A 23,647-nucleotide genomic window follows, 5' to 3' on the forward strand; every position below is an offset into this window, starting at 1 on the left:
CTTTGGCGGAAGTCCCTTAGCCTTCGGAACGAGCCCGGCGCCAGGCGCCGGGGCTCGTTCCCACGCTGCGCGAGAAGACGCGGGTAAAGTAGCTCTGGTCACCGAACCCACAGATCAGCGCGATATCTGCCAACGGCAGCCTGGTGGTGGTCATCAGGCGCTTGGCCTCGTCGATCCGGAGCCGGGAGAGGTATTCGTGGGGAGCGATGCCCGTACTGCGCCGGAACGAGCGGGCAAAATGGCTCGGCGTCAGCCTGCACTCGGCCGCGACATCGGCGATCGTCAAACCGCTGGCGAGGCGGGCACGCATGATCTCCTTGGCGCGCCGCTCCTGCCACGGCGCCAGTCCCCCCTCCTGAATGCCTTCGCGCGAGCTGAGATCGCCGTAGGTCTGCGCGAAATGGGCGAGCAAGCTCAGTCCGAGTTGATCGACGAAGAGTTGATTGTTCGCGCTCTCCTCTTCGAGAGCGCTCAGGAGAACGTTTGAAAGCGTGGACAGATAGGGATCGCGCCGGTCACGGGTCCACTTCAGCGTGGAGATCGGCTTCGCGCTGTTCTCGTAGGCGAAGTCGTCAAGAGCGCGGCGCGGGATGTAATACTGAAGAGCATCAAACGGGCCTCTGAACTCGCACTGCGGATTGTCGCGCAGGTCGATGACGCTCACCGTTCCCGCACCGAACGATCCGGAATACCTCGGGCGGCCGGCGAGCCAGCATGAGTGCCGGTCCAGATCGCCCAGTTGATGGAGGATGCTGAATGCAGGTTCCGACGGAATCGCCGCAGTCCGCTCACGAACAAAGCGGGTACATGTCAATCTCGTGATGGCAAGCGCGAGCTTGCCGTGGCGATTGATCTTGCGAACGCAATCGCCTTCCATTCCGAGGTGCGCGGCCAGTCGACGGCCATAAAAGCCATCGGATGAAGTGTCGGTGTCGTTCATCGGAGCCCCGTCGAGATTCTGCACACCGCGACGATGGTTATTCCCCGTCCCGTCGCATGGCCAGTAAATCGTTCCAAAAACCACGCGCTGATACGGCGTTGCCATCAACCACATGAAATTTGCAAGGTTTTAGTTGGCCGCGACCTTCCGCCGCGAGAGAGTTGCCTACATCGATGAGACGAGGATTTTATGAACGGCAATTTGGTTCAATTCGGCGAGGAATTGCACCTCCATTTGGCTCGCCTGCAAGTGAGCCTTGGCAACATCAACGGACTGTTCGCCGGGGGCTCTGCCGCTCACGAGGCTGAATTCGTGAACCGGACGCAGGAACTGCAGGCAACAATCAAGGAGTCCGTCGAACGCGCCGCAGCGCTTCGCGAGGCATTGCGCACGGGCGTCGAACGCGACGCCGCGCTCGCGCCCGAAACCCTGTCCAGCTGGATCAGTAAGCGGCAGACCGCGCAGCTGCACGCCCGTGCCGATCTGATCGAGCAGATGGCCACGGTCGCGGTGGAATTGGCGGCACTGTCAACGGTCGAGGCCGAACGCCTCACCATGACCGCGATCATGGCCCGTCGGCAGGCGATTGCCCTTCAGGTCGAGCGCGAAAAACAGCTGTGACGTCCTCGTTCGCGCGGATCCTTGAGGGGATGGACACCCTCCGGGCTGTGGCGTAGTGAGGGTCCTTGAGAAGGCCCATGGCTGACTGAAGGATGCCCGACCGCAACGACAGACCAGAGCGTACGTTTCTATTCGGACCGTTTCGCCTTTCGACCTCCAAACGAATCCTGCTCGAGGGCGATCGCGTCATTCGCCTCGGCGGCAAGGCGATCGAAATCCTGATCGCGCTGGTCGAGCGCGCGGGCGAACTGGTGAGTAAGCACGAACTCCTCGAGATCGCGTGGCCCGATACATTCGTCGTTGAAGCAAACCTGACCGTCCAGGTGGCGGCGCTTCGCCGCGCGCTTGGCGAGGACGACAACGCCAACCAGTACATCGTCAACAGTCCGGGACGCGGGTATCGCTTCGTTGCGCCCATCAAGGTGCTCGAAGAGGAGCGCCCCGCCGTTGATCAGCCGGCGCAGGCGGCTCACAACCTGCCGGCGCAACTGAACCGGCTGGTCGGGCGCGCCGAAGTGCTTCGCTCGATGACGCAAAGACTGACCGACAGTCGCCTGCTGAGTATCGTCGGGCCGCCGGGCGTCGGAAAGACGTCGGTCGCGCTTCGGCTGGCGGAAGCGATGTTGCCGCTGTTTCCCCACGGCGTGTGGCTTATTGACCTCGGCTCGATCACGGATGCCGCGTTGATTTCGAGCGTCATCGCGTCCGCCCTTCCGATCGACGCCCGTTCGAGCGACGTATTGTCCGGCATCGCGGCGGCGCTCCGTTACAAGAGCCTCCTTCTGGTATTCGACAATTGCGAGCATCTGATCGAGGGGGCGTCGGCCGCCATCGGCGAGCTGCTGCGCGGCGCCGGCGGCATCAAGGTGCTGACCACAAGCAGGGAGCCGCTCCGCGTCGATGGCGAACAGGTGTTCCGGCTCGCTCCCCTCGAGGTGCCTCCAATCGGTGTATCCCTCGGACCGAAGGACCTGCTGGGCTATCCGGCAGTTCAGTTGTTCGTGGAGCGGGCGGCCGCCATCGTCAACGATTTCGAGCTGACCGATGCCAATGCCGGCTTTGCCGCGCAGATCTGCCGCGAATTGGACGGCAACCCGCTCGCGATCGAGGTCGCGGCCGCGCGCGTCGACGCGTTCGGCGTCAATGGACTGGCCACCAGGATCGAGGACCGCGTGCACCTGCTCGCGGACGCGCGCCGCGGCACGCCGGCACGGCATCGCACGATCGCGGCGGCACTCGACTGGAGCTATCAGCTGCTGTGCGAACGCGAGCGATACATTCTCCGCTGCCTCGGCATTTTCGCCGGCAGCTTCACGCTGGAGGCCGCCGTCTCCGTGATTCCGGTAGCTGAGGGCGCCGACACCGCATCGATCCTCGCTGATCTGGTCTGCAAATCGCTGGTCTCGGTCGACATCGGCTCAGAGCGCACCCGATTTCGGCTGCTGGAGATCACCAAGGCGTTCGCGCTTGCCAAGCTGGTCGAGCAATCCGAGCGGAACGAACTCGCCGCCCGGCTTGCGGCCTGCGTCACCGAAATGCTCTGCAGATACGCCGACGGCCCGAAACAGGTGCAAACCCTCAGGGATGCGGTCCAGGAACTCGATAATGTGCGCGGAATCCTGGACTGGGCGTTCTCGGCGGACAGCCACGCGCAGGCGGGCGTTGCGCTCGCAGCCGCCGCCGTGCCCGTGTGGCTGGAGAATTCGCTGCTGACGGAATGTATCGCGTGGACGACCAAGGCGATCGACGCTCTCGATCCGGCGATCGAAGGCGAGCGCAACGAGATGGTCCTGAAGGCAGCTCACGGGCTCGCCGTGATGTTCACCCAGGGCATGACGGGCCAGTCGCGCGACGCCCTGAACAGGGCAATCGAGCTTGCGGCACGCCTAGGCGACCGGCAATGGGAGCTGAGGGCCCGGCTGGGCCTCATCGTGTTCCTGCATCGGCGCGGCGACTTCAAGGGCGCACTGGAAGGGACGCAGAGGATCGAGCGGCTCGTCGCTGACGCCGACGAGCCGGCGGCGCTGGCGATGACGAAGAGCGCGAAGAGTGCGTCGCTCTTCTTCCGCGCCGAGTATGCGACCGCCCTGGAACTCGCGCGCGAGGCCCACGAGTACTTCCGAACCCATAGCGACGTCTCGCAGATTGGCCGATGGGGACTGAACCACTCGGTCTATGCGCAATGCGTGATGGCGCGGGCCTATTGGAATCTGGGACGCTTCGATCGAACTGTTCGAGCCTGTCTGTCGGCGCATTCCGAAGCGGAGGAGACCGGCAATCCGACATCGATCTGCCAGGCACTCAGCTGGTGCGGGGTTTCGTTGTTCCTGAGCCTGGAGGACCTCGACAAGGCTGCTTGCGCGATACAGCGGTTCAGGCAGGTGGCTCAGGATAACAATATCCAAAGCTACGTGTTTTCGTCGATCGGTTTCGAAGGCAGGCTGCTCTTCCTGCGCGGCCAGATCGAGCCCGCCGAAAGATTGTTGCGAGAGGCGCTTTCGAAGCTGAGCGGCGCACAATATGAAAACGTAGCGATCCCGTTTCTCGGCCGCCTGGCCGAGGTGCTGGCCGCGGACGATCGACCGGAAGAGGCGCTGCTGGCGTCCGCGGAATGCCTGGAGCGAACCAAGGCTACGGAGGCGCTCTGGTTGCTGCCGGATTCGCTGAGAATCCACGGCGATGTCCTGGCTGCATTGCAGGGACCCGACTCGGAGGCGGCCGAAACCCATTTGCGCGATGCGCTCGAAGTTTCGGAACGGCAAGCCGCCCTTGGATGGGAGCTTAGGTCGGCCGAAAGTCTTGCAAGCTTCCTGGGCCGGCAGCGACGAAATAGCGAGGCTGCAGCGGTACTGGAGCGGACGCTCGGAAAGTTCACCGAGGGTTTCGACGCCGTGCCTTTCCAGCGGACCAGGGCCATGCTCGACGGGTTGAACAACCGCAAGCCCGGCTAGCTCAACGGGGGTAGGATGTTGTGCAGTTCCAGACGACGCTCCTCGAGAAAGCCAGGCAATCTAAGACCCTCTCCGAGCTGATCGCGCGGCTCGTCGACCGCGAAGCCGGGCCCATCGGTTGCGATCTCGAAAAGCACGCCGCACGGCGCCCGGAAGCCGATCGCAGTCAGATATGTTCTCTCAATCGGTTCGGTCACGGCGATGTCGTGCCGTCTTTGAAGCTTACGGATCATTTCGGATTGATCTGCGATATTGGCGGCGCGGAAGGCGACATGCCTGATCGTGCCGCCTCCAAGCCGGCCCCGCGACGACGCGCCCACCATCCGCAGCGTCAGTGCACCTCCAGGACCGTCATGTGCGAGGAAGCGGATCGAATCATCGGCCTGCGCAACGCGCCTGAAACCCAGCACGTCCTCGAGGATATCGACCGTGGCGTCCTCCGCGCGGACGTTCAAGGTCACCTCGTTCAACCCCATGACCGCTCGAACGGCATCGCGGCGCCCGGCTTCGCGGCGATCCTGCACTGCTTCCACCAGAGCAAGCGTCGTTCCGTCCGGATCGGCGAAGCAAAGCAGCAGCTCGCCAAATGGCGAATGATCCAACCGGCACGCGACGCTCGCGGCCTTGAGCCGCTCCGACCACCATTCGAGCGATCCGGCCGGCACGCGAAGGGCGGTCTGCACGACTTCGCCGACCCCAACCAATCCCTTTGCGACGCATCGCCATGCCAGGGTGCTCAGCACCGTTCCCGGGCTCCCGGCGTCGTCACCATAGTAAAGATGGTAACTGCCCGGGTCGTCGTAGCAGACCGTTTTCTTGACCCGTTTCAGACCGAGAACGCCGGCATAAAAATTCGCGGCGCGCTGCACGTCATCAATGATTGTCGTGACGTGATGAAGTCCACGAGATGGCGAGCACGATCTGTCTGGTTCGGACACGATATGCGCTCACCGTTGCCTTGCTGAACAGTAGTAAAAGGAACCCGTCATAGCCGATACGCAATCCTCGATATGCCGATCCAAATCGCACACGAGCGCAATTCGTCGTCCCTGCTCCCGCCATTGGCAGGCGCAGCTGCCTGATCGCTCATTGAGGCCGATACCGGTCGAAATGTCTTGGATTTTCGCCCGATCACGTGGCGGGCCAGACGGACTTGGGAGCTACAACCGGCAGCATCCTCACGTTCAACCTGGACGCAATCGTACAACCGCGCGCCAGGATGTGCAATCAGCGGGATTTGTTTTGGATCAACATCGGAACAAGATCGAGCCTTATGTGCACGCGCGCCGGCCGGGACATGCACGTCAAATTGAGCGCTGTCGCCTCGGCATTGCTCGCCGCCCACACCGGTCAGGGATCCGATCGCAATGGACAACGCAGGACGCGGTACGATCAGGGCCAACGGCATCCGCCAGCACTATCGCCAGGCGGGCTGCGGTCCACCGGTCATCCTGCTCCATGAAGGCGGCGTGGCCCGAGCCTGTCCGACTACCGGCCCGGCCCGGAGGACATCGCGCAGGATCTTGCGGATGCCGGCGAATCCGAATCTCGTCTCGCAGCGGACCGGCTTGCAGCCCCCGCGGAAGATTCGATCAACGCTGTCCTGATCAACACCGGGAGCAAGCCCGTGCTGATCGACAGCGGCACGCGCGGCCTGTACGGAGACTGCTGCGGCCATCTCGTCGAGAACCTGACCGTTGCCGGCTACCGGCCCGAGCAGATCGACGAGGTCTATCTCACCCACCTCCATGCCGATCACGTCGGAGGTAGTTCGTCAAAAGCCGCCGTTCGTACGCAATCCCTCGCCGGGCGAGAAACGGTGCGCGAGTTGGTTGAAATGCTGGATAGGATTTGAACCTATGACCTTCAGGTAATAAGCCTGACGATTGCCGAAGGCTTATTCAACACTCCCGCGCGCCAGCCCATCTCCCGGAAGTCTGCCTCGAGCCGGGTGGCTTCCTTGAAGATCGCAATCAGCTCTGCCTCGCGGGCCGGCGTGGCGTAGAGATCGGCGAGATGCTCCAGGTGCGCCCGCGCTTTTGCTGCGATCTCCTGGTATGGCCTGCCGGCGTACTCGGCGATCCAAACGCGATAGGGGTTCGTCGCAGCGTTCGCATACGGTCGCGAGGCGAGCCGCGTGGCGATCTCCGCGTACCCGATCACGCAGGGGCAAGCGCCACCTTGAGTGCCAGCAGATCGGGGCTACGCCAAGGAAACGACGCGGCGGGCTCTAGCGGCAACGCGCAAACGTCGCGCGCACCTTTTGGCGCGGAGGCAGCTCGAACAAGTTGAGCAGAGCGCGGCAAGCGGTGACGGCGTGATACAACGGCACGCGTCGTAGCAAGACCCGACGCCAATTCGATTTTCATTCACAGCTGATATTTGAACGTCGCTCACGTGACGCGACTCGACAACCGTCGCGCACTGGCATCGAAACAAAATAGGCACAGATTTCCAAATGACGGGGCAAATCCGTTTCCAAATGCCCCGAAAAGGCGACCGAAGCCGCAACGATTAAAGTAACAAAATCAATGTCTTAATTCTGGCTGGGGCGGGAGGGATCGAACCTCCGAATGGCGGAATCAAAATCCGCTGCCTTACCGCTTGGCTACGCCCCAACGCGCCGATCGAAGGCCACGCCGGTCTATAGGGTGAGTCCGGCCTTTTCAACAGGGCGGCGCGCGAAAAGGCAGGAAAGCCGCAGGTTGATGCCGACACCCTTATTATAGGGCGACGCCGCGGTGGCCGAAACGGACCGGACGATGTCCGCTCGGACAGTTGAGAGGCCGCTGGTTTCATGGGAAGACAATTTCCAAACGCCTCGTCGGGAGTAACGCCATGACCTACCGTGCGCCGATCAACGATATCCTGCTGTCCCTCAATCATGGCGCGGGGCTCGCTGCCGCCGTGGCGGCCGGCCACTACGGCGATTTCGACGCCGACATCACCGCTGCCGTCCTGGAAGAAGCCGGCAAGTTCGCCTCCGATGTGCTGGCGCCGCTGAACAAGGTCGGCGACGAGCACGGCATCAAGCTCGACAACGGCAAGGTGACGACCGCGCCCGGCTGGCCCGACGCCTATCAGCGCTGGACCGCCGCGGGATGGAACGCGGTGTCGGGACCGGAAGCGTTCGGCGGCCAGGGCCTGCCGCTCGCGATCAACGCCGCCTGCACCGAGATCTGGAGCGCATCGAACGTCGCCTTCGGCCTCTGCCCGCTGCTGACGCTGTCGGCGATCGAGGCGCTCGATGCCCATGGCAGCGCCGAGCTGAAGAAGACCTATCTCGAGAAGCTCGTCACCGGCGAATGGACCGGCACCATGCAGCTCACCGAGCCCAACGCCGGCTCCGACGTCGGCGCGCTGCGCACCCGCGCCGAACGCGCACCCGACGGCACCTACCGCATCAAGGGCACCAAGATCTTCATCACCTATGGCGAGCACGACATGACCGACAACATCGTGCATTTCGTGCTCGCACGATTGCCCGATGCACCCGCCGGCACCAAGGGGATCTCGCTGTTCCTGGTTCCGAAATTCATGGTCAATGCCGACGGCTCGCTCGGCGAGCGCAACGACATCCATGCCTCCGGCGTCGAGCACAAGCTCGGCATGCACGCCTCGCCGACCTGCACCATGACCATGGGCGACAAGGGCGGCGCGATCGGCTTTCTGATCGGCGAGGAAAACGCGGGCATGCGCTGCATGTTCACGATGATGAACCAGGCCCGCCTCGGCGTCGGCCTCGAGGGCGTCGGCATCGCCGACCGCGCCTATCAGCAGGCCCTGGCCTATGCGCAGGAGCGCCGGCAGGGAAAAGCGGTCGGCCACAAGGGCGACGGGATGGATCCGATCATCGTGCATCCCCGACGTCAAGCGCATGCTGATGCAGATGCGCAGCATGACGGCGGCGGCGCGCACGATCTGCTACGCCACCGCGGTCGCGCTTGACGTCTCGGTGCGCGCCAAGGACGCCAAGGTGCGCGCAGACGCCGCGGCACGCGGCGCGCTTCTGACCCCGATCGCCAAGGCGTTCTCCACCGACATCGGCAACGAGGTCGCCTATCTCGGCGTGCAGGTCCATGGCGGCATGGGCTTCATCGAGGAGACCGGCGCCGCGCAGCATTACCGCGATGCCCGCATCACCTCGATCTATGAAGGCACCAACGGCATCCAGTCGATCGACCTCGTCACCCGCAAGCTCGGCGCCAATGGCGGCGCCTCGGTATGGGCGCTGCTCGACGAGCTCGCCGCCACCATCAAGCAGGTCGAGACCTCCAACGATCCGGCGTTCGGCACCACCGGCACCAAACTGCGCGACGCCCATGCCGCGCTGGAGCGCACCAGCAAATGGCTGCTCGAGCGGCTGGCCTCGGCGCCGAACGAGGCGCTGGCCGGCGCGACGCCCTATTTGCGGCTGTTCGGCGCCACGCTCGGCGGCTGCATGCTCGCCGGCGAAGCGCTGGCTGCGAAAGCGAACGGCGAGGCCGAGCCGCAGCGCTACGTCGCACTGGCGCGCTTCTTCGCCGAGAACATCTCGGTGCAGGCGCCGTCGCTGGAGAAGACGGTGACGGAGAGCGCCGAGGCGGTGACCGGCGCGGATGCGGTGCTGGCGGGATAGGACGCTTTCCGCCGCCCTCATCGCAGGTGAATGTGTGGCATTGCCCACATCCTCGATCGTCGTCCCTGCGAAAGCAGGGACCTATAACCACAGGGTCGTGTTGTTGAAGAGAGCTGTGGCTCCAACGTCGCGCAACAAGCAACATTCGTGGTTATGGGTGCCGGCCTTCGCCGGGACGACAGTGAATGTGTGGCGCGGCCGCGGAGTCATGGACTCGCGCTCTCGCGACATGAATCGTCCGGGCTTTGCATTTCTGATGACGCGAAATATTTTTGCCGCGGGCGCTTGCGCCGTCGGGCAAATCAGTGATCGGGCTTCCGCCATCGGCACCGACCAGGACTCCCGTCGCCTGCCAACCGGTTTCGCAGTCAAGGCAAGAAGCTGCACGACCGTTCCGTCAACGATCCTGGCGAGACGAGCGAAACTCCCTGGGACCGTCCAGCAGATCATGCTTGCGGGCAGATTGATCGATCCGGCTGGCCGAATGATCTGTCATGGCGTTGATGGCCGTGCCGGCGAGGTCCTGCGCACGCTGCCGTCGCACCTGGTCCTTCGATCGAACATCCCGGTCTTCGGCTCGCCGACGACAGAGTTCGTCAGAGATGCGTTCCTGGAGACATCCATTGCCTCGATAAGGTCGCTGCTTCATCTTGCACGCTCCCTCCAACAGGATTGCGGTACGGAGGACTAACTCTCTCGGGGGCCGCTGGTTCGCGGCGCCAATTGACTGAGTGCCGGGAATTTCGGCGCCAGCAATCTGGGCTTCTTCGGCGGAGCCGCAATCAATCCGTCCCGTATCGCCTGTTTGCGGGCAAGCTTGCGAGCTCGCCGCGCGGCCTCGGCTTTCTCCCGAATCTTTCTTTCCGAAGGCTTTTCGAACGAGCGGCGCCGCTTCATCTCTCTGAAGACGCCTTCGCGCTGCATCTTCTTCTTCAGAACGCGCAGTGCCTGGTCGATATTGTTGTCCCTGACAAGAACCTGCAACAGATCACCTCTCGCGGTAGAAGACACGTCAAGCGCACAAATACGAATGCCCGCTCTATCGGTGACAGAGCGGGCCGCACTGCCATTCCAGTACATCCGTGAAACGGCAGCCGATCAACAAGGTGACGAAAGCTTCAGCCGCAGTGCTGATAGCACTGCGCCTTCCCTTTCATCCGACGATGTCTTTGAAAAAGGGTCCCCTGGGACCGATCTACAAGGCTCAAGGCCAGTCGATAGTATACAAGTATACACTTATCTCAGCTATGCAAGGCACAATTGCCAGTTCCGGGATTTATCTCTCGCGCTTCAGGCGTTCGAGATCGTAGCCGGAAGACGGTAGCGGGCCCGAGTGATCGGACAGGCTGCCGACGATCGACGCGCGGCGGGACAGTTCAATCCAGTTGCCGTCCGGATCGAGGATCATGGAAATCCGCGCGATCTCGCCAAGCGTGACCGGCGCGAGGCCCTCGCGCACGCCCTTGGCGCGCAGCCCGGCATGCACGGCGTCGATATCGGCGACCTGGAGCGTGATGTAGCGCCAGCCGCGCGCGCCCCGAACCTGATCGACGGTCGCGGCCCGATCTTCCCTGAGCAGGATCAGGCTCGCGCCGAGGCGAAATGCCGGACCGCCCGACCAGGATTGCTCGGCGAAGCCGAGAATATCGCCGTAGAATTTGCGATGCGCGGCGAGGTCGCGCACGGCCATGGAAACGGCAATTTGGGTGATGCCGTCATGTCCGGGCGCCACCAGGCAAACCCCGTTGCCGTCGGGATCGGCCATGCGCTGCGGCGCTCCAACGCCGTCTCGCGCAACGATCAGCTCGCGATAGCCGCTCGGCGCCGCTTCCGGCAGCGGCTCGATGTGATGGTTGAGCTTGATGACCGAACCATGTGCGTCGTGCCGGTATTGCTTCTGCCCGCGCCGGATCGGTTGCACATGATCGAAGCGAAGCCCGGCATCCTGCTGCCAGAACCGCAGCATCGGCTCCAGATTGTTGGTGGAAAGGCCGACGTCGATCACGTTCTTTGCGAGTTGCATGTCCGGTCTCCCCAGCCGCCGTGCGCGCTCGCTGGGCCGGCTCAGCCGGGAAAGCGATTGCCAAACATCGGCAGTCCGCTGCGCGACTGTTCGCGCGTCGCCTCATCCTGAATGACGTCCTAGTGCTCGGCGAGCACGTCACCCTCCATGCGGACGATGTCGGCGCCGACCCATGCCGCCGGCAGACCATGACCGCTGAACCGGCCGTGCAGAATGACGAAATCGCCGCTCGCCGCGCCGACATGGTTCTCATAGCGCAGCGTCGCGAGCAAGCCCTTGACGAGATCGAATAGCCCGTCCCGACCCGGCGCGATATACGCTCTGTGCTTGATGTAGCGCTACGACCAGAGCCGCTCGGCCGCGGCGCCTGCCTGATCCATTCAATCCAGTGAGGATCAATATGCCGGCAAGCCTCGTTCAGACCTTTCGTGCCTTTGCTTACAACAACGCCTGGGCCAATCATCGCCTGCTCACGGCATGCGCCGGCCTCAGCCAGGCGGAATTTGCTGCCACGCGGACCGGGTTCTTCCCAAGCCTACAGGCGACGCTGAACCACATCCATGTCATCGACCTCTTCTACGTCGATGCGCTCGAAGGCGGCTGGCTCGGGCCGAAAGCGTGGGCGAACGAGGTGCCCTACCCGTCCGTCGCAGAGCTGCGACCTGCGCAGCGTGCGATCGACCAGCGCCTGATCGTTCACTGCGACGCGTTGACGCCCGAGCGGCTCGACGACGTCGTCAATGTCAATCGCGACAGCTCGGTGCAGACCGAGCGGCGCGACCGCCTTCTGATGCACCTGTTTCAGCACCAGATCCATCATCGCGGCCAGGCCCACGCCATGCTCTCCGAAACCACCGTCAAGCCGCCGCAGCTCGACGAATTCTTCGGAGCCGGCGAGGCCCCGCTGCGGGCGGCCGAGTTCAAGGACCTTGGCTGGAGCGAAGCCACCGTGTGGGGCGGCTGAACGCCAGGTTTCCGCCACCGCCAGGTCCCCGCGATCGGGTTCCCGATCCGGAACAAGGTCTTGAATCCGGCCCCCTCCACGCTCACCTGTCGATGAAACGTGGGGAACTTTCGAATGCCTTTTGCCAATCATCGGGGCCAGCGCATCCATTATACCGTCGAAGGATCCGGACCGCTGATCGTGCTGCAGCACGGACTGCTGCTCGACGCCGCGAGCTGGAAGCAATGCGGCGTGGTCGACGCACTCGCCGACCGCTTTCGCGTCGTCTGCGTCGATTCGCTCGGGCACGGCTTGAGCGACAAGCCGGCCGATCCGGCGCTCTACGACCAGGCGCAGCGTGCCGGCGACATCGTCGCGGTAATCGACGATCTCGGCGGCGAGCGCGCGCATGTGGTGGGGCATTCGATGGGCGGCTGGGTCGCCGTCGGCGTGGCCAGATTTTTCCCGACGCGATTGGCGTCGCTGGCGATCGGCGGCTGGGATTTCCTTACCGGATTGCCGCGCGGCAACGCCGGCCCGCTGACCTATGGCGCCTTCATCACCTTCGCCCGCCGCACGGTGCCGCAGCTCGCCGAATGGGTGACGCCGGATCTCGAAGGCGGCGTGCGCGCCTGCTTCGACGCGCTCGGTCAGGTCGATGGCGCCAAGGACGCCGTGCTGTCCTCGCGGGTGCCGGTGCTGCTCTGGAACGGCCAGGACGACGGCCCGCATGCGCCGATGGAGCGTTTTGCCGCGGAGAACGGCCTCTATGCGATGTCGGTGCCCGGCGATCACCTCGGCGCGCTGCTCGACCACGGCGCCGCGATCGGCCGCGGCATCCGCTCGTTCGTCGGACGTGCGTAGAGAGACTGAGACGAGCTCGACTGGCAGCTAGGCCGGCTCCGGCATCTGCGCGAGCAGCTTATCCAGCGTGATCGGGTAGTCGCGCACGCGCACGCCGGTAGCGTTATAGACCGCATTGGCGACCGCGGCTGCGACGCCGCAGATGCCGAGCTCGGCAACGCCCTTGGCCTTCATCGGCGAGGACATCGGATCGGTCTCGTCGAGGAAGACCATGTCCTGATGCGGGATGTCGGCATGCACCGGCACCTCATAGGCCGCGAGGTCGTGCGTGATGAACAGGCCATGACGCTTGTCGACCACCAGATCCTCCATCAGCGCGGCGCCAACGCCCATCGTCATCGCGCCGATCACCTGGCTGCGCGCCGCCTTCGGATTGAGGATGCGGCCCGCCGCGCACACCGCGAGCATTCGCCGCACGCGGATCTCGGCGGTGTCGGCGTCGACGCCGACCTCGACGAAATGCGCGCCGAAGGTCGATTGCTGATAGGTCTTGGCGAGATCGCCATACTCGATGGCATCCTCCGCCACAAGATCGCCATCGCCGGCCGCCTGCGCCAGCGGCACGCTGCGATTGCCGGAACGGACCACGCCGTCGGCGAACAGCACCTCTTCGGAATTGAAGCCGAGCTTCTGCGCGATCGTCTCGCGCAGCTTGACGCAGGCCGCGTAGACGCCGGCGGTGGAATTGTTGCCGCCCCACTGCCCGCCGGAGCCGCACGACGCCGGAAAGTCGGAATCGCCGAGCCGCACGACAACCTTGTCCAGCGGCACGCCCATCATCTCGGCCGCAGTTTGCGCGATGATGGTGTAGGAGCCGGTCCCGATATCGGTCATGTCGGTCTCGACCGTCACGGTTCCCTGCTGGTCGAGACGGACGCGTGCCGCCGATTTGGTCACGAGGTTGTTGCGGAACGCCGCCGCAACGCCCATGCCGATGAGCCAGCGCCCGTCACGGACCTGGCCGGGTCTCGGATTGCGCTTGCTCCAACCGAAGCGCGCCGCGCCCTCGTTCAGGCACTGCACCAATTGGCGCTGCGAGAAATGCCGCTGCGGATGCTCCGGGTCCACCTGCGTGTCGTTGGTGATCCGCAGCGCGACCGGATCGACACTGAGCTTTTCGGCAAGCTCGTCGATCGCGATCTCGAGCGCCATCATGCCGGAGGCTTCCCCGGGCGCACGCATCGCGTTGCCCTCGGGCAGATCGAGCGCCGCCAGCCGCGTCGCCGTCATCCGGTTGGCGCCGGCATAGAGCAGGCGGGTCTGGCTCACCGCCATCTCGGGCTCGCCGTCCTTGACGTTGCCGGACCAGCTTTCATGACCAATCGCGGTGATCCTGCCGTCGCGTTCGGCGCCGATGCGGATGCGCTGGATCGTCGCCAGACGGTGGGTGGTGTTGTTGAACATCAACGGCCGCTGCAGAGCGACCTTGACCGGACGGCCGGCCGCACGCGCCCCGAGCGCGGCGAGCAGCACGTCGGCGCGCAGGAACAATTTGCCGCCGAAGCCGCCGCCGATATAGGGCGAGATCAGGCGGACATTCTCCCTGGGGATGCCAAGCGTCTTCGCCATGTCCTCCGCGCCCCAGGCGATCATCTGGTTGGAGGTCCAGACCGTGAGCTTGTCACCATCCCATGCCGCGATCGAGGCATGCGGCTCCATCATCGCGTGGCTCTGATCGGGCGTCGTGTAGGTGGCGTCGAGCTGCACCGGCGCCGCGGCGAAGGCGGCGGCAAAATCGCCGACGGCGGTATCGGCGGGGCCGCCGAACGACGGGTTCGGGGTGATGGCCTTGTCGTGCTCCGCGGCCAGATCGAATCTTCCGTCACCATTGACGTAATCGACGCGAACCAGCTGCGCTGCGGCACGCGCCTGCTCGAAGGTTCCGGCGACCACGACGGCGACGGCCTGGTGATAATGCGCGATCTCGGGCCCGCCGAGCAGCCGCGCCGCGTTGCGCTCGCCTTTGCCGAGCTTGCCGGCATTGTCGGCCGTGACGATGGCGAGCACGCCGGGCGCAGCCTTCGCCGCCGCGAGGTCGATCGCGGCGATCCGGCCTTTGCCGATCGCCGAGCCGATAACGTAGCCATAGGCCAGGTTCGCCACGACATCGTGCCGCTCATAGGCGTAGGGCGCAGTGCCGGTGGTCTTCAGCGGCCCTTCGATCCGGCTGGTCGGATGGCCGATCACCTTGAGCTGGTCGATCGGGTTGAAGGTCGCGGGATGTTCGAAACGCATGATCTCAAGCCCTCATCTCAAGCCCTGGCCTCGCGCAGCACCGCCGCCAAGGTTCGCTCGGCGAGCGGCAGCTTGTACGCATTGTCCCTGGTCGGCTTCGCATCGGCGAACAGGCGCGCCGTGACGGCCTTGGCGCCGTTGGGCAATTCCGCCTCCGCCGCCTCGACCCGCCACGGCTTGGGCGCGACGCCGCCGAGCGCGACGCGGCCGGTGCCGTCGCGCAGCACGATCGCAGCAACCGAGACCAGCGCGAACGCATAGGAGGCGCGGTCGCGCACCTTGCGATAGGTCTGCGCGCCGCCGACCGGCTTCGGCAGCACCACCGCGGTGATCAATTCGCCGGGCTGCAGGACGGTCTCGATATCCGGGCTATCGCCGGGCAAACGATGCAGGTCGGCGATTGGAATGCTGCGCGTGGTGCCGTCGGGCCGCACGGTCTCCACCGCAGCGTCGAGCGCGCGCATCGCCACCGCCATATCGCTCGGATGGGTCGCGATGCAGGCTTCGCTGGCGCCGACCACCGCGTGCTGGCGGCTGAAGCCGCCGATCGCGGCGCAGCCGCTGCCGGGCTTGCGCTTGTTGCAGGGCAGATTGGTGTCGTAGAAATACGGACAGCGCGTCCGCTGCAGCAGATTTCCCGCCGTCGTCGCCTTGTTGCGCAACTGGCCGGAGGCGCCGGCGAGCAGTGCGCGCGACAGCACGCCATAGTCGCGCCGCACGCGCCGATCCGCCGCAAGATCGGTGTTGCGCACCAGGGCGCCGATCCGTAAACCGCCGTCCGCGGTTTCCTCGATGCGGTCGAGCGCAAGGCCGTTGACGTCGATCAGATGCGCCGGCGTCTCGATCTCGAGCTTCATCAGGTCGAGCAGATTGGTGCCGCCGGCGATGAACTTTGCGTTCGCAGTGCCGGCGGCGGCTGCGGCCGCGGCGCCCGGCGAGCTGGCGCGCTCATAGCTGAATGATCTCATGCGTTCCTCCCGGCGACCTCGCTGATCGCCTCGGCGATGTTGGAATAGGCGCCGCAGCGGCAGATGTTGCCGCTCATGCGCTCGCGGAGCTCGGCATTGGTCAATCGCACCGGCGCGTTCAAATCGGCCGTGACATGGCTCGGGATGCCGGCCTTGACTTCCGCCAGCACGGCGACCGCCGAGCAGATCTGGCCGGGCGTGCAATAGCCGCATTGGTAGCCGTCGTGCTCGACGAACGCCGCCTGCAGCGGATGCAGCGCGTCCGGCGTGCCGAGACCTTCGATCGTCGTGATCGCGTCGCCCTGATGCATCACGGCAAGCGTCAGGCACGAATTGATCCGCCGCCCATCGACGATCACCGTGCACGCACCGCATTGGCCGTGGTCGCAGCCCTTCTTGGTACCGGTCAGGTGCAGGTGCTCGCGCAGCGCGTCCAGCAGCGTGGTCCGGGTATCGAGCTCGAGCCGATGGGTTTCGCCGTTCACCTCAAACGATACTTTTGTCATTCCAGGCGCTCCATTCGGGGCAGATTGGGCGGCCGCAGTGGGCGGCGGCGTGACCGACGACGCTGCCAGCGAGGCGGCTCCGACAATCAACAGATGGCGCCGGGATAGTTCCAAACGTCCTGATATCTGCATGCCGCTCTCCTCCAGTCGGCCGAACGCGGAACCACGACAACGACGTGGTCGGCTCGGCCTGTCAGCTGAGGGGAATGCCGCGGGCGGCGGAATGTTTCTCGCGGGAGGTTAAACAGCTCGCGAGCACCACGGCGGCTGGGGGCGGGCCACGTGCGCCATTATGGCGCGACTGCCGCGCCCGCGGCACCTCGTGCGTCTCCGGCCTACGACCAACGTCTCCTGCCTAGAATCGCGAGATTCCGGTTAGCTGCATTGCGCCGCTCTCATGCTCACCCACGTGGAAAAGCAGGTCGGAACGCGCTGGAGCCTTTGGGGCTTGCACGGGATCATGTAGGATAGCGGTCACGACCTCCACCGGCGACGCTGCCGGCGGACACTCGGACCGCTTACTCTGGGACTGCTTGATGACCGCGCATGTCATAGTCACCGACGAAGCCGCCACACGCGTGATCCGGCTGCGCAGGCCCGAGAAGAAGAACGCGATCACCCAGGAGATGTTTCGCGCGATCAGCGGTGCGATCGACAAGGCGCAGAACAATCCGAAGATCCGCTGCCTGATCATCACCGGCGGCTCCGGCGTGTTCACCGCGGGCAACGATATCGAGGACCTGCTCGCGCAGGGCACCTCGGCCGGCGAGACGCCGCCCGCCTCCGACCTGGTCAAGTTCCTGTATTCACTGGCCCACAATGTGAAGCCGATCATCGCCGCCGTCGACGGCGTCGCGATGGGCATCGGCACCACGATGCTGTTTCACTGCGACTATGTGCTGGCGAGCAAGGCCGCGCTGTTCTCGACGCCGTTCTCCAATTTCGGCCTGGTGCCGGAAGGCGCCTCCAGCCTGCTGATGCCGCGCACGATGGGCCATCAGCGCGCCTTCGCGATGCTGGTGATGGGCCGCACCATGTCGGCCGACGACGCCCGCGTCGCCGGCTTCGTCAACACCGTGGTGGCGCCGGGGCATGCCGAGGTCGAGGCGCACAAGGTGGCGCGCGAGATCTGCGCGCTGCCGGCCGAGGCGGTGGCGATCTCGCGACGCCTGATCCGGCTGCCGCCCGAGGACGTCACCCGCCGCATCGAGCAGGAGAACCATCTGTTCAGCGAGCGGATGCGCTCCAACGAGGCGGTCAGCGCCTTCAAGGCCTTCATGGCGCGCACGAAGGATTGAGACGAAGCGTCGCAAAATTGTAGTGGCGTCGCGCCATGATCGTGTGTTCCATGATCGTGCATGCCATGGACAGGTCATGAGACAGCCCCGCCTTACGCCCCTCGCCGCGCTCTGCGCACTCGGACTGGCCGCGGCAGGCCCCTGCCTGGCGCAGACCACAGCGCCGGTGAGCCTGCGCATTCTCGCGATCAACGATTTCCACGGCTATCTGCGGCCGCCGCCGGGCGGCATCCGCATCACCGATCCCGCTGACGCGACCAGGAAGATCATGGTGCCCGCCGGCGGCGCCGAGCGATTATCCACCGTCGTCAAGCAGCTGCGCGAAGGCCACAACAACATCTTCGTCGCGGCCGGCGACCTGATCGGCGCGAGCCCGTTCTTGTCGGCGATGTTTCACGACGAGCCGACCATCGAGTCGCTGTCGATGATGGGGCTTGCGATCTCGTCGGTCGGCAACCACGAATTCGACGAGGGCAAGGACGAGCTCCTGCGGATGCAGAATGGCGGCTGCCACCCGGTCGACAAATGCCAGGGGCCGCATCCCTTCCTGGGGGCCAAATTCCGCTATCTCGCCGCCTCCACGATCGACAAGGCCTCCGGCAAGCCGGTGTTTCCGCCCTACGAGATCAAGCAATTCGACGGCATACCGGTGGCCTTCATCGGGTTGACACTGAAGAACACGGCGAACCTGGTATCGCCGGCCGGCGTTGCCAGCCTGGAATTCCGCGACGAGGCCGAGACCGTCAATGCGCTGGTCCCCGAGCTAAAGGCGAAGGGCGTCGAGGCGATCGTGGTCTTGATCCACGAAGGCGGCTTTCCGACCGGCGACTATAATGAATGCCCCGGCATCTCGGGGCCGATCGTCGACATCGTCAAGAAGTTCGATCGCGCGGTCGACGTCGTGATCTCCGGCCACACCCACCAGGCCTATGTCTGCGAGATCGACGGACGGCTCGTCACCTCCGGCGACAAATACGGCACGCTGGTCACCGCGATCGACCTTCAGCTCGATCCGAACAGCCACGACGTGATCAGCGCCAAGGCCGACAACACCATCGTGAAGATCGGCGGCACAGCCAAGGATCCCGAGCAGAGCGCGCTGCTGGAATCCTACGACCGGCTGGCCGCGCCGATCGCCAACCGCGCGGCAGGCTCGGTGACGGAAACGCTGTCGCGCACGCCGGCCGAGACCGGCGAAAGCCCGCTCGGCGATATCGTCGCCGACGCACAGCTGCTTGCCACCAGCTCGGAGCCGAATGGCGGCGCGGTGATCGCCTTCACCAATCCCGGCGGCGTGCGCACCGACATCGTCAAGCGCGAGGACGGCGCCGTCACCTATGCCGACATCTTCGCCAGCCAGCCGTTCCGCAATCAGCTGGTGACGATGACGCTGACCGGCAAGCAGCTCAAGGACGTGCTGGAGCAGCAATGGGCCGACCCGAAACGGCCGCGCGCCCTGCAGGTCTCGAAGGGCTTCGCCTATGCGTGGGATGCGAGCAAGGGCGACGGCGCGCGCATCATCGCGGCGCGGATGTTGCTCGACGGCAAGCCGATCGACCCGGCCGCGAGCTACCGCGTCACCGTGAACAATTATCTCGCCGAGGGCGGCGACGGCTTCACGGTGTTCAAGGAAGGAACGGCGCAGCAGTTCGGCATCTACGACGTCGATGCGCTCTATGCCTATTTCAAGGCCAACAGCCCGGTCGGCCCGGCGGCCGGAAAGCGGATCGAGCGGATCAATTGAATTGCGGGCATGGAACATCCGTGGGGCGGAGACAGGCCTTTCCGGCGGGCCGGTAACGGCCTAAATTAGGCGCTCCTCGCACGCGCCCCAAATGCGCCAGGAATTTGCATGACACTGCTTCTGACGCACACCGCCTGCCTCGAACACCTGACCCCACCCGGACATCCCGAACGCCCCGACCGGCTGCGCGCGGTTGCCGAGGTGCTCGGCGAAGACCGCTTCAAGGCCCTGGCGCGCGACTTCGCGCCGGAAGGCGACCTCGACAGCGTGCTGCTCTGTCATGGCGAGCACTATGTCGGCGAGCTGCGCCACATCGCGCCGACCTCCGGCATGATCTATATCGACGGCGACACCTCGATGTCGCCGGGCACCTGGGAAGCCGCGATGCGCGGCGTCGGCGGCGCGGTGGCGGCGACCGATGCGGTGATGACCGGCGCGCACCAGAACGCCTTCGTCGCGGTGCGCCCGCCCGGGCATCACGCCGAGAAGTCGACCCCGATGGGCTTCTGCTTCTTCGACAATGTCGCGATCGCCGCGCGCCACGCGCAGCGCAAATACGGCATCAAGCGCGCCGCGATCATCGATTTCGACGTCCACCACGGCAACGGCACGCAGGATATTTTCTGGGCCGATCCGACCGTGATGTACTGCTCGACGCATCAGATGCCGCTGTTCCCGGGCACCGGCGCTTCAGGCGAGCGCGGCGAGCACGACACCGTCGTCAACGCGCCGCTGGCGCCCGGCGACGGCGGCGCCAAATTCCGCTCCGCCTTCGAGAACCTGATCCTGCCGCAGCTCGAGAAGTTTTCCCCCGAGCTCGTCCTCGTCTCGGCGGGCTTCGACGCGCATCACCGCGATCCGCTGGCCTCGATCAACCTGACCGGCGAGGATTTCGGCTGGGTCACTCGCAAGCTGATGGACCTCGCCGACAAGAGCGCCGGCGGCCGCGTCGTCTCCGTGCTGGAGGGCGGCTACGACCTCGAGGGCCTGAAAGAGTCGGTGGCATCTCACGTCACCGCATTGATGGGCGGATAAATCCCCGCCACAATACCCCCGCAAAAATTCGATTGATTCTGCGCCGGGGCAAGCATGGCCTGCGACAGGTCATGTTTGGACGACAAGATCCGATCACGGTCTGATCGGCGCACCGGGAACACATAATGGCCGAAAACACTCAAGCCGACGTCAAGAAGCTCTCCTTTGAACGCGCGATCGAGGAGCTCGAATCGATCGTCAAGCGGCTCGAGGACGGCAAGGTCCCGCTTGAGGAATCGGTCGCGATCTATGAGCGCGGCGAGGCGCTGAAGCGGCGCTGCGAGGAACTGCTCCGCCAGGCCGAAGCCCGCGTCGACAAGATCACCAGCGACGCCTCGGGCCAGCCGACCGGCACCGAGCCGCTCGACGTGCAGTAGCGACTCGAGGCGCCAATATACGCCCGCGATCATGCGACTCGATGTCCACGACCGGCGGGCGATTGTTGCTGTGCATTTCCGTTGATCGACCACGCCGCGGGGCAACCGTGGCGATCGGGTGCGGTTGCAAATCAGGCCGATCCGGACCATCCAGGCTGCCGCTAAATAAGCGGAAATGGAACCCGTCCCCGGCCCAAGCATTGAAAAGTCTAGGCTTTTCAGGACAGCGCATAGGAACCCTGCGCTCCCTATCGGGTTGGCTTTGGCTACGGCTTTGGTGTAATGCTTCCAGTTCTATGGGCATTTGAGGGTGGCGGCCGGCCCGGATTTTCGGGCGGCATGCATCTCAAATGGTTCGACAAAACTGAACCGGGACGGGTGAAGAGCGACCAAGGTGGTGCATATCACGTGGTCCAATCCGGAGTGAATCTAGGCTTACAACCAGGCAGGGGCCTGCCGGGACGGCACCCAGTGTCTGGCATTCGCTGCGCGGTGAGCGCGCCAACCCATCTCGCGTCGGGCCGTTCGTTCCGACAGGCAAAAATTGGAAATTCGCTGTGACCACATTTAGTAAGACGCCGCTTCTTGACACTATTCACACGCCGGATGACCTGCGCAAGCTGAAGGTCGAGCAGGTGCGGCAGGTTGCCGACGAGCTCCGCCAGGAAACCATCGACGCCGTGTCGGTGACCGGCGGCCATTTCGGCGCCGGACTCGGCGTGGTCGAACTGACCACTGCCATCCACTACATCTTCGACACCCCGCGCGACCGCCTGATCTGGGACGTCGGTCACCAGGCCTATCCGCACAAGATCCTGACCGGTCGCCGCGACCGCATCCGCACCCTGCGCACCGGCGGCGGCCTCTCCGGCTTCACCAAGCGCACCGAGAGCGACTACGATCCGTTCGGCGCCGCGCACTCCTCGACCTCGATTTCGGCCGGCCTCGGCATGGCCGTGGCGCGCGACCTCTCCGGCGGCAAGAACAACGTTATCGCCGTGATCGGTGACGGCGCGATGTCGGCGGGCATGGCCTATGAGGCGATGAACAACGCCGGCGCGATGAACTCGCGCCTGATCGTGATCCTCAACGACAACGACATGTCGATCGCCCCGCCGGTCGGCGCGATGAGCGCCTACCTGTCGCGCCTCTACTCCGGCAAGACCTACCGCTCGCTGCGCGAGGCGGCCAAACAGATCAACAAGCGCCTGCCGAAGATCCTCGCCAACCGCGCCAACCGCGTCGAGGAATATTCCCGCGGCTTCATGATGGATGGCGGCACGCTGTTCGAGGAGCTCGGCTTCTATTATGTCGGCCCGATCGACGGCCACAATCTCGACCATCTGCTGCCGGTGCTGAAGAACGTCCGCGACATGGAGACCGGACCGATCCTGGTTCACGTCGTGACCCAGAAGGGCAAGGGCTACGGCCCGGCCGAGGCTTCCGCCGACAAGTACCACGCCGTGGTCAAGTTCGACGTCGCGACCGGGACCCAGGCAAAGGCCAAGCCGAATGCGCCGGCCTACCAGAACGTGTTCGGCCAGAGCCTCGTCAAGGAAGCGCAGAAGGACGACAAGATCGTCGCCATCACCGCGGCGATGCCGTCGGGCACCGGCGTCGACATCTTCAACAAGGCGTTCCCCGAGCGTACCTTCGACGTCGGCATCGCCGAGCAGCATGCGGTGACGTTTGCCGCCGGCCTCGCCACCGAAGGCTACAAGCCGTTCTGCGCGATCTATTCGACCTTCTTGCAGCGCGGCTATGACCAGGTGGTCCACGACGTCGCGATCCAGAGCCTTCCGGTCCGCTTCGCGATTGACCGCGCCGGTCTGGTCGGCGCCGACGGCGCGACCCATGCCGGTTCGTTCGACAACGCCTATCTCGGCTGTCTGCCGAACATGGTGATCATGGCCGCCTCCGACGAGGCGGAAATGGTCCACATGGTGGCGACCCAGGTTGCCATCAACGATCGTCCGAGCGCGCTGCGCTATCCGCGTGGCGAAGGCCGCGGCGTCGAGATGCCGGAAGTCGGCATTCCCCTGCCGATCGGCAAGGGCCGCATTGTCCGCGAGGGCAAGCAGGTCGCGCTGCTGTCGTTCGGCACCCGCCTCGCCGAGTGCGAGAAGGCCGCCGACGAGCTCGCTGCCCACGGTCTCTCCGCCACAATCGCCGACGCGCGCTTCATGAAGCCGCTCGACGAGGAGATGATCATGAAGCTCGCGCGCGACCACGAGATCCTGATCACCATCGAGGAAGGCTCGATCGGTGGCTTCGGCTCGCATGTCATGCAGTTCCTGTCCGACAACGCGATGCTCGACAGCGGCATGCTCAAGTTCCGCTCGATGATCCTGCCCGACGTGTTCCTCGACCACGACACGCCGGCGGCGATGTATGCCCGCGCCGGTCTCGACGCCAAGAGCATCGTTGCCAAGGTGTTCGAGACCCTCGGCAAGGACTACAAGACCGAGACCGTCAAGCTCGCCTAATCGCTTCGGGCGGCGCTCCCGGGGGGCGCCGGCAAGTC

General features: G+C 64.8%; 19 protein-coding genes, 1 tRNA gene and 2 pseudogenes. 12 read left to right on the forward strand and 10 right to left on the reverse strand.

What is annotated here, in order from left to right:
• Positions 1-16 precede the first annotated feature (16 nt).
• Positions 17-940 (reverse strand): helix-turn-helix domain-containing protein, encoded by a 924-nt coding sequence (locus ACVW1C_RS08730; protein WP_456758073.1) that lies wholly within the window; start codon positions 938-940, stop codon positions 17-19.
• A 189-nt stretch (positions 941-1,129) separates the two neighbouring features.
• Between ACVW1C_RS08730 and ACVW1C_RS08735 the strand changes: the two genes are divergently transcribed.
• Both ACVW1C_RS08735 and ACVW1C_RS08740 read left to right on the forward strand, forming a co-directional pair.
• Positions 1,130-1,561 (forward strand): hypothetical protein, encoded by a 432-nt coding sequence (locus ACVW1C_RS08735; protein ID WP_456758074.1) that lies wholly within the window; start codon positions 1,130-1,132, stop codon positions 1,559-1,561.
• A gap of 92 nt (positions 1,562-1,653) precedes the next feature.
• Complete coding sequence (locus ACVW1C_RS08740; protein ID WP_456758075.1) at positions 1,654-4,512, forward strand: ATP-binding protein; 2,859 nt, start codon at positions 1,654-1,656, stop codon at positions 4,510-4,512.
• On the opposite strand, the gene ACVW1C_RS08745 is transcribed toward ACVW1C_RS08740, so the two are convergent.
• Complete coding sequence (locus ACVW1C_RS08745) at positions 4,509-5,450, reverse strand: ring-cleaving dioxygenase (protein ID WP_456758076.1); 942 nt, start codon at positions 5,448-5,450, stop codon at positions 4,509-4,511. The genes ACVW1C_RS08740 and ACVW1C_RS08745 overlap by 4 nt on opposite strands.
• A 653-nt stretch (positions 5,451-6,103) precedes the next feature.
• Here ACVW1C_RS08745 and ACVW1C_RS08750 point away from each other — a divergent pair.
• A complete protein-coding gene (locus ACVW1C_RS08750; protein ID WP_456763024.1) occupies positions 6,104-6,367 on the forward strand; it encodes an MBL fold metallo-hydrolase in 264 nt (87 codons plus the stop codon).
• An 11-nt stretch (positions 6,368-6,378) separates the two neighbouring features.
• On the opposite strand, the pseudogene ACVW1C_RS08755 reads toward ACVW1C_RS08750, so the two are convergent.
• Positions 6,379-6,710 (reverse strand): annotated as a pseudogene (locus ACVW1C_RS08755) (thiaminase II/PqqC family protein); the annotation flags it as partial.
• 345 nt (positions 6,711-7,055) lie between these two features.
• Positions 7,056-7,130, reverse strand: a tRNA-Gln gene (locus ACVW1C_RS08760).
• 220 nt (positions 7,131-7,350) lie between these two features.
• Here ACVW1C_RS08760 and ACVW1C_RS08765 point away from each other — a divergent pair.
• Positions 7,351-9,130: pseudogene (locus tag ACVW1C_RS08765) on the forward strand (acyl-CoA dehydrogenase).
• Between the two features lie 208 nt (positions 9,131-9,338).
• Complete coding sequence (locus ACVW1C_RS08770) at positions 9,339-9,821, forward strand: hypothetical protein (protein WP_456758077.1); 483 nt, start codon at positions 9,339-9,341, stop codon at positions 9,819-9,821.
• Here ACVW1C_RS08770 and rpsU read toward each other — a convergent pair.
• The 3 genes from rpsU to ACVW1C_RS08785 all read right to left on the reverse strand — a co-directional run bounded on the left by rpsU (position 9,818) and on the right by ACVW1C_RS08785 (position 11,425).
• Entirely contained in the window at positions 9,818-10,114 is a 297-nt protein-coding gene (gene rpsU, locus ACVW1C_RS08775; protein WP_092124744.1) for a 30S ribosomal protein S21, read from the reverse strand. The two genes, ACVW1C_RS08770 and rpsU, sit on opposite strands and share 4 nt — an antisense overlap.
• A gap of 292 nt (positions 10,115-10,406) precedes the next feature.
• Positions 10,407-11,153 carry a VOC family protein gene (locus ACVW1C_RS08780; protein ID WP_456758078.1) on the reverse strand — a complete coding sequence of 249 codons (747 nt, stop codon included), beginning with the start codon at positions 11,151-11,153 and terminating at the stop codon, positions 10,407-10,409.
• A 119-nt stretch (positions 11,154-11,272) separates the two neighbouring features.
• Positions 11,273-11,425, reverse strand: coding sequence for a hypothetical protein (locus ACVW1C_RS08785; RefSeq protein ID WP_456758079.1), 153 nt, complete (start codon positions 11,423-11,425; stop codon positions 11,273-11,275).
• A gap of 128 nt (positions 11,426-11,553) precedes the next feature.
• Between ACVW1C_RS08785 and ACVW1C_RS08790 the strand changes: the two genes are divergently transcribed.
• The gene (locus tag ACVW1C_RS08790; RefSeq protein WP_456758080.1) at positions 11,554-12,117 is read left to right on the forward strand and encodes a DinB family protein; all 564 of its coding nucleotides are present in this window, start codon (positions 11,554-11,556) and stop codon (positions 12,115-12,117) included.
• 114 nt (positions 12,118-12,231) lie between these two features.
• Positions 12,232-12,960 (forward strand): alpha/beta fold hydrolase, encoded by a 729-nt coding sequence (locus tag ACVW1C_RS08795; RefSeq protein ID WP_456758081.1) that lies wholly within the window; start codon positions 12,232-12,234, stop codon positions 12,958-12,960.
• A gap of 27 nt (positions 12,961-12,987) precedes the next feature.
• Here the strand turns inward: ACVW1C_RS08795 and paoC are convergent, their stop codons facing one another.
• Genes paoC through paoA form a run of 3 tightly spaced genes read right to left on the reverse strand, consistent with a single transcriptional unit; the run spans position 12,988 to position 16,801 of the window.
• Entirely contained in the window at positions 12,988-15,195 is a 2,208-nt protein-coding gene (paoC, locus tag ACVW1C_RS08800) for an aldehyde oxidoreductase molybdenum-binding subunit PaoC (RefSeq protein ID WP_456758082.1), read from the reverse strand.
• Positions 15,196-15,212: 17 nt separating this feature from the next.
• Positions 15,213-16,163: an FAD binding domain-containing protein gene (locus ACVW1C_RS08805; protein WP_456758083.1), complete on the reverse strand. Its 951-nt coding sequence runs from the start codon at positions 16,161-16,163 to the stop codon at positions 15,213-15,215.
• On the reverse strand, positions 16,160-16,801 hold the full coding sequence (gene paoA / locus ACVW1C_RS08810) for an aldehyde dehydrogenase iron-sulfur subunit PaoA (RefSeq protein WP_456758084.1): 642 nt from the start codon (positions 16,799-16,801) through the stop codon (positions 16,160-16,162). The genes ACVW1C_RS08805 and paoA overlap by 4 nt, the downstream gene beginning before the upstream one ends.
• A gap of 404 nt (positions 16,802-17,205) precedes the next feature.
• Here paoA and ACVW1C_RS08815 point away from each other — a divergent pair, with 404 nt between their 5' ends.
• From ACVW1C_RS08815 to dxs, 5 genes are all read left to right on the forward strand, one after another.
• Positions 17,206-17,967, forward strand: coding sequence for a crotonase/enoyl-CoA hydratase family protein (locus tag ACVW1C_RS08815; protein WP_456758085.1), 762 nt, complete (start codon positions 17,206-17,208; stop codon positions 17,965-17,967).
• A gap of 76 nt (positions 17,968-18,043) precedes the next feature.
• Positions 18,044-19,711 carry a bifunctional metallophosphatase/5'-nucleotidase gene (locus ACVW1C_RS08820; protein WP_456758086.1) on the forward strand — a complete coding sequence of 556 codons (1,668 nt, stop codon included), beginning with the start codon at positions 18,044-18,046 and terminating at the stop codon, positions 19,709-19,711.
• Positions 19,712-19,819: 108 nt separating this feature from the next.
• The gene (locus ACVW1C_RS08825) at positions 19,820-20,746 is read left to right on the forward strand and encodes a histone deacetylase family protein (protein ID WP_456758087.1); all 927 of its coding nucleotides are present in this window, start codon (positions 19,820-19,822) and stop codon (positions 20,744-20,746) included.
• 125 nt (positions 20,747-20,871) lie between these two features.
• The gene (locus ACVW1C_RS08830; RefSeq protein ID WP_456758088.1) at positions 20,872-21,123 is read left to right on the forward strand and encodes an exodeoxyribonuclease VII small subunit; all 252 of its coding nucleotides are present in this window, start codon (positions 20,872-20,874) and stop codon (positions 21,121-21,123) included.
• 557 nt (positions 21,124-21,680) lie between these two features.
• The gene (gene dxs, locus ACVW1C_RS08835; RefSeq protein ID WP_456758089.1) at positions 21,681-23,609 is read left to right on the forward strand and encodes a 1-deoxy-D-xylulose-5-phosphate synthase; all 1,929 of its coding nucleotides are present in this window, start codon (positions 21,681-21,683) and stop codon (positions 23,607-23,609) included.
• Positions 23,610-23,647: the final 38 nt, after the last annotated feature.

This window comes from Bradyrhizobium sp. USDA 4011 (assembly GCF_054063415.1).

Bases quoted from the DNA above. Each gene is read 5' to 3' on its own strand.
- ACVW1C_RS08730 (WP_456758073.1), bottom strand. From the start codon at position 940: ATGAACGACACCGACACTTCATCCGATGGCTTTTATGGCCGTCGACTG.
- ACVW1C_RS08735 (WP_456758074.1), top strand. From the start codon at position 1,130: ATGAACGGCAATTTGGTTCAATTCGGCGAGGAATTGCACCTCCATTTG.
- ACVW1C_RS08740 (WP_456758075.1), top strand. From the start codon at position 1,654: ATGCCCGACCGCAACGACAGACCAGAGCGTACGTTTCTATTCGGACCG.
- ACVW1C_RS08770 (WP_456758077.1), top strand. From the start codon at position 9,339: ATGGACTCGCGCTCTCGCGACATGAATCGTCCGGGCTTTGCATTTCTG.
- ACVW1C_RS08780 (WP_456758078.1), bottom strand. From the start codon at position 11,153: ATGCAACTCGCAAAGAACGTGATCGACGTCGGCCTTTCCACCAACAAT.
- ACVW1C_RS08790 (WP_456758080.1), top strand. From the start codon at position 11,554: ATGCCGGCAAGCCTCGTTCAGACCTTTCGTGCCTTTGCTTACAACAAC.
- ACVW1C_RS08795 (WP_456758081.1), top strand. From the start codon at position 12,232: ATGCCTTTTGCCAATCATCGGGGCCAGCGCATCCATTATACCGTCGAA.
- paoC (WP_456758082.1), bottom strand. From the start codon at position 15,195: ATGCGTTTCGAACATCCCGCGACCTTCAACCCGATCGACCAGCTCAAG.
- ACVW1C_RS08805 (WP_456758083.1), bottom strand. From the start codon at position 16,163: ATGAGATCATTCAGCTATGAGCGCGCCAGCTCGCCGGGCGCCGCGGCC.
- paoA (WP_456758084.1), bottom strand. From the start codon at position 16,801: ATGCAGATATCAGGACGTTTGGAACTATCCCGGCGCCATCTGTTGATT.
- ACVW1C_RS08815 (WP_456758085.1), top strand. From the start codon at position 17,206: ATGACCGCGCATGTCATAGTCACCGACGAAGCCGCCACACGCGTGATC.
- ACVW1C_RS08820 (WP_456758086.1), top strand. From the start codon at position 18,044: ATGAGACAGCCCCGCCTTACGCCCCTCGCCGCGCTCTGCGCACTCGGA.
- ACVW1C_RS08825 (WP_456758087.1), top strand. From the start codon at position 19,820: ATGACACTGCTTCTGACGCACACCGCCTGCCTCGAACACCTGACCCCA.
- ACVW1C_RS08830 (WP_456758088.1), top strand. From the start codon at position 20,872: ATGGCCGAAAACACTCAAGCCGACGTCAAGAAGCTCTCCTTTGAACGC.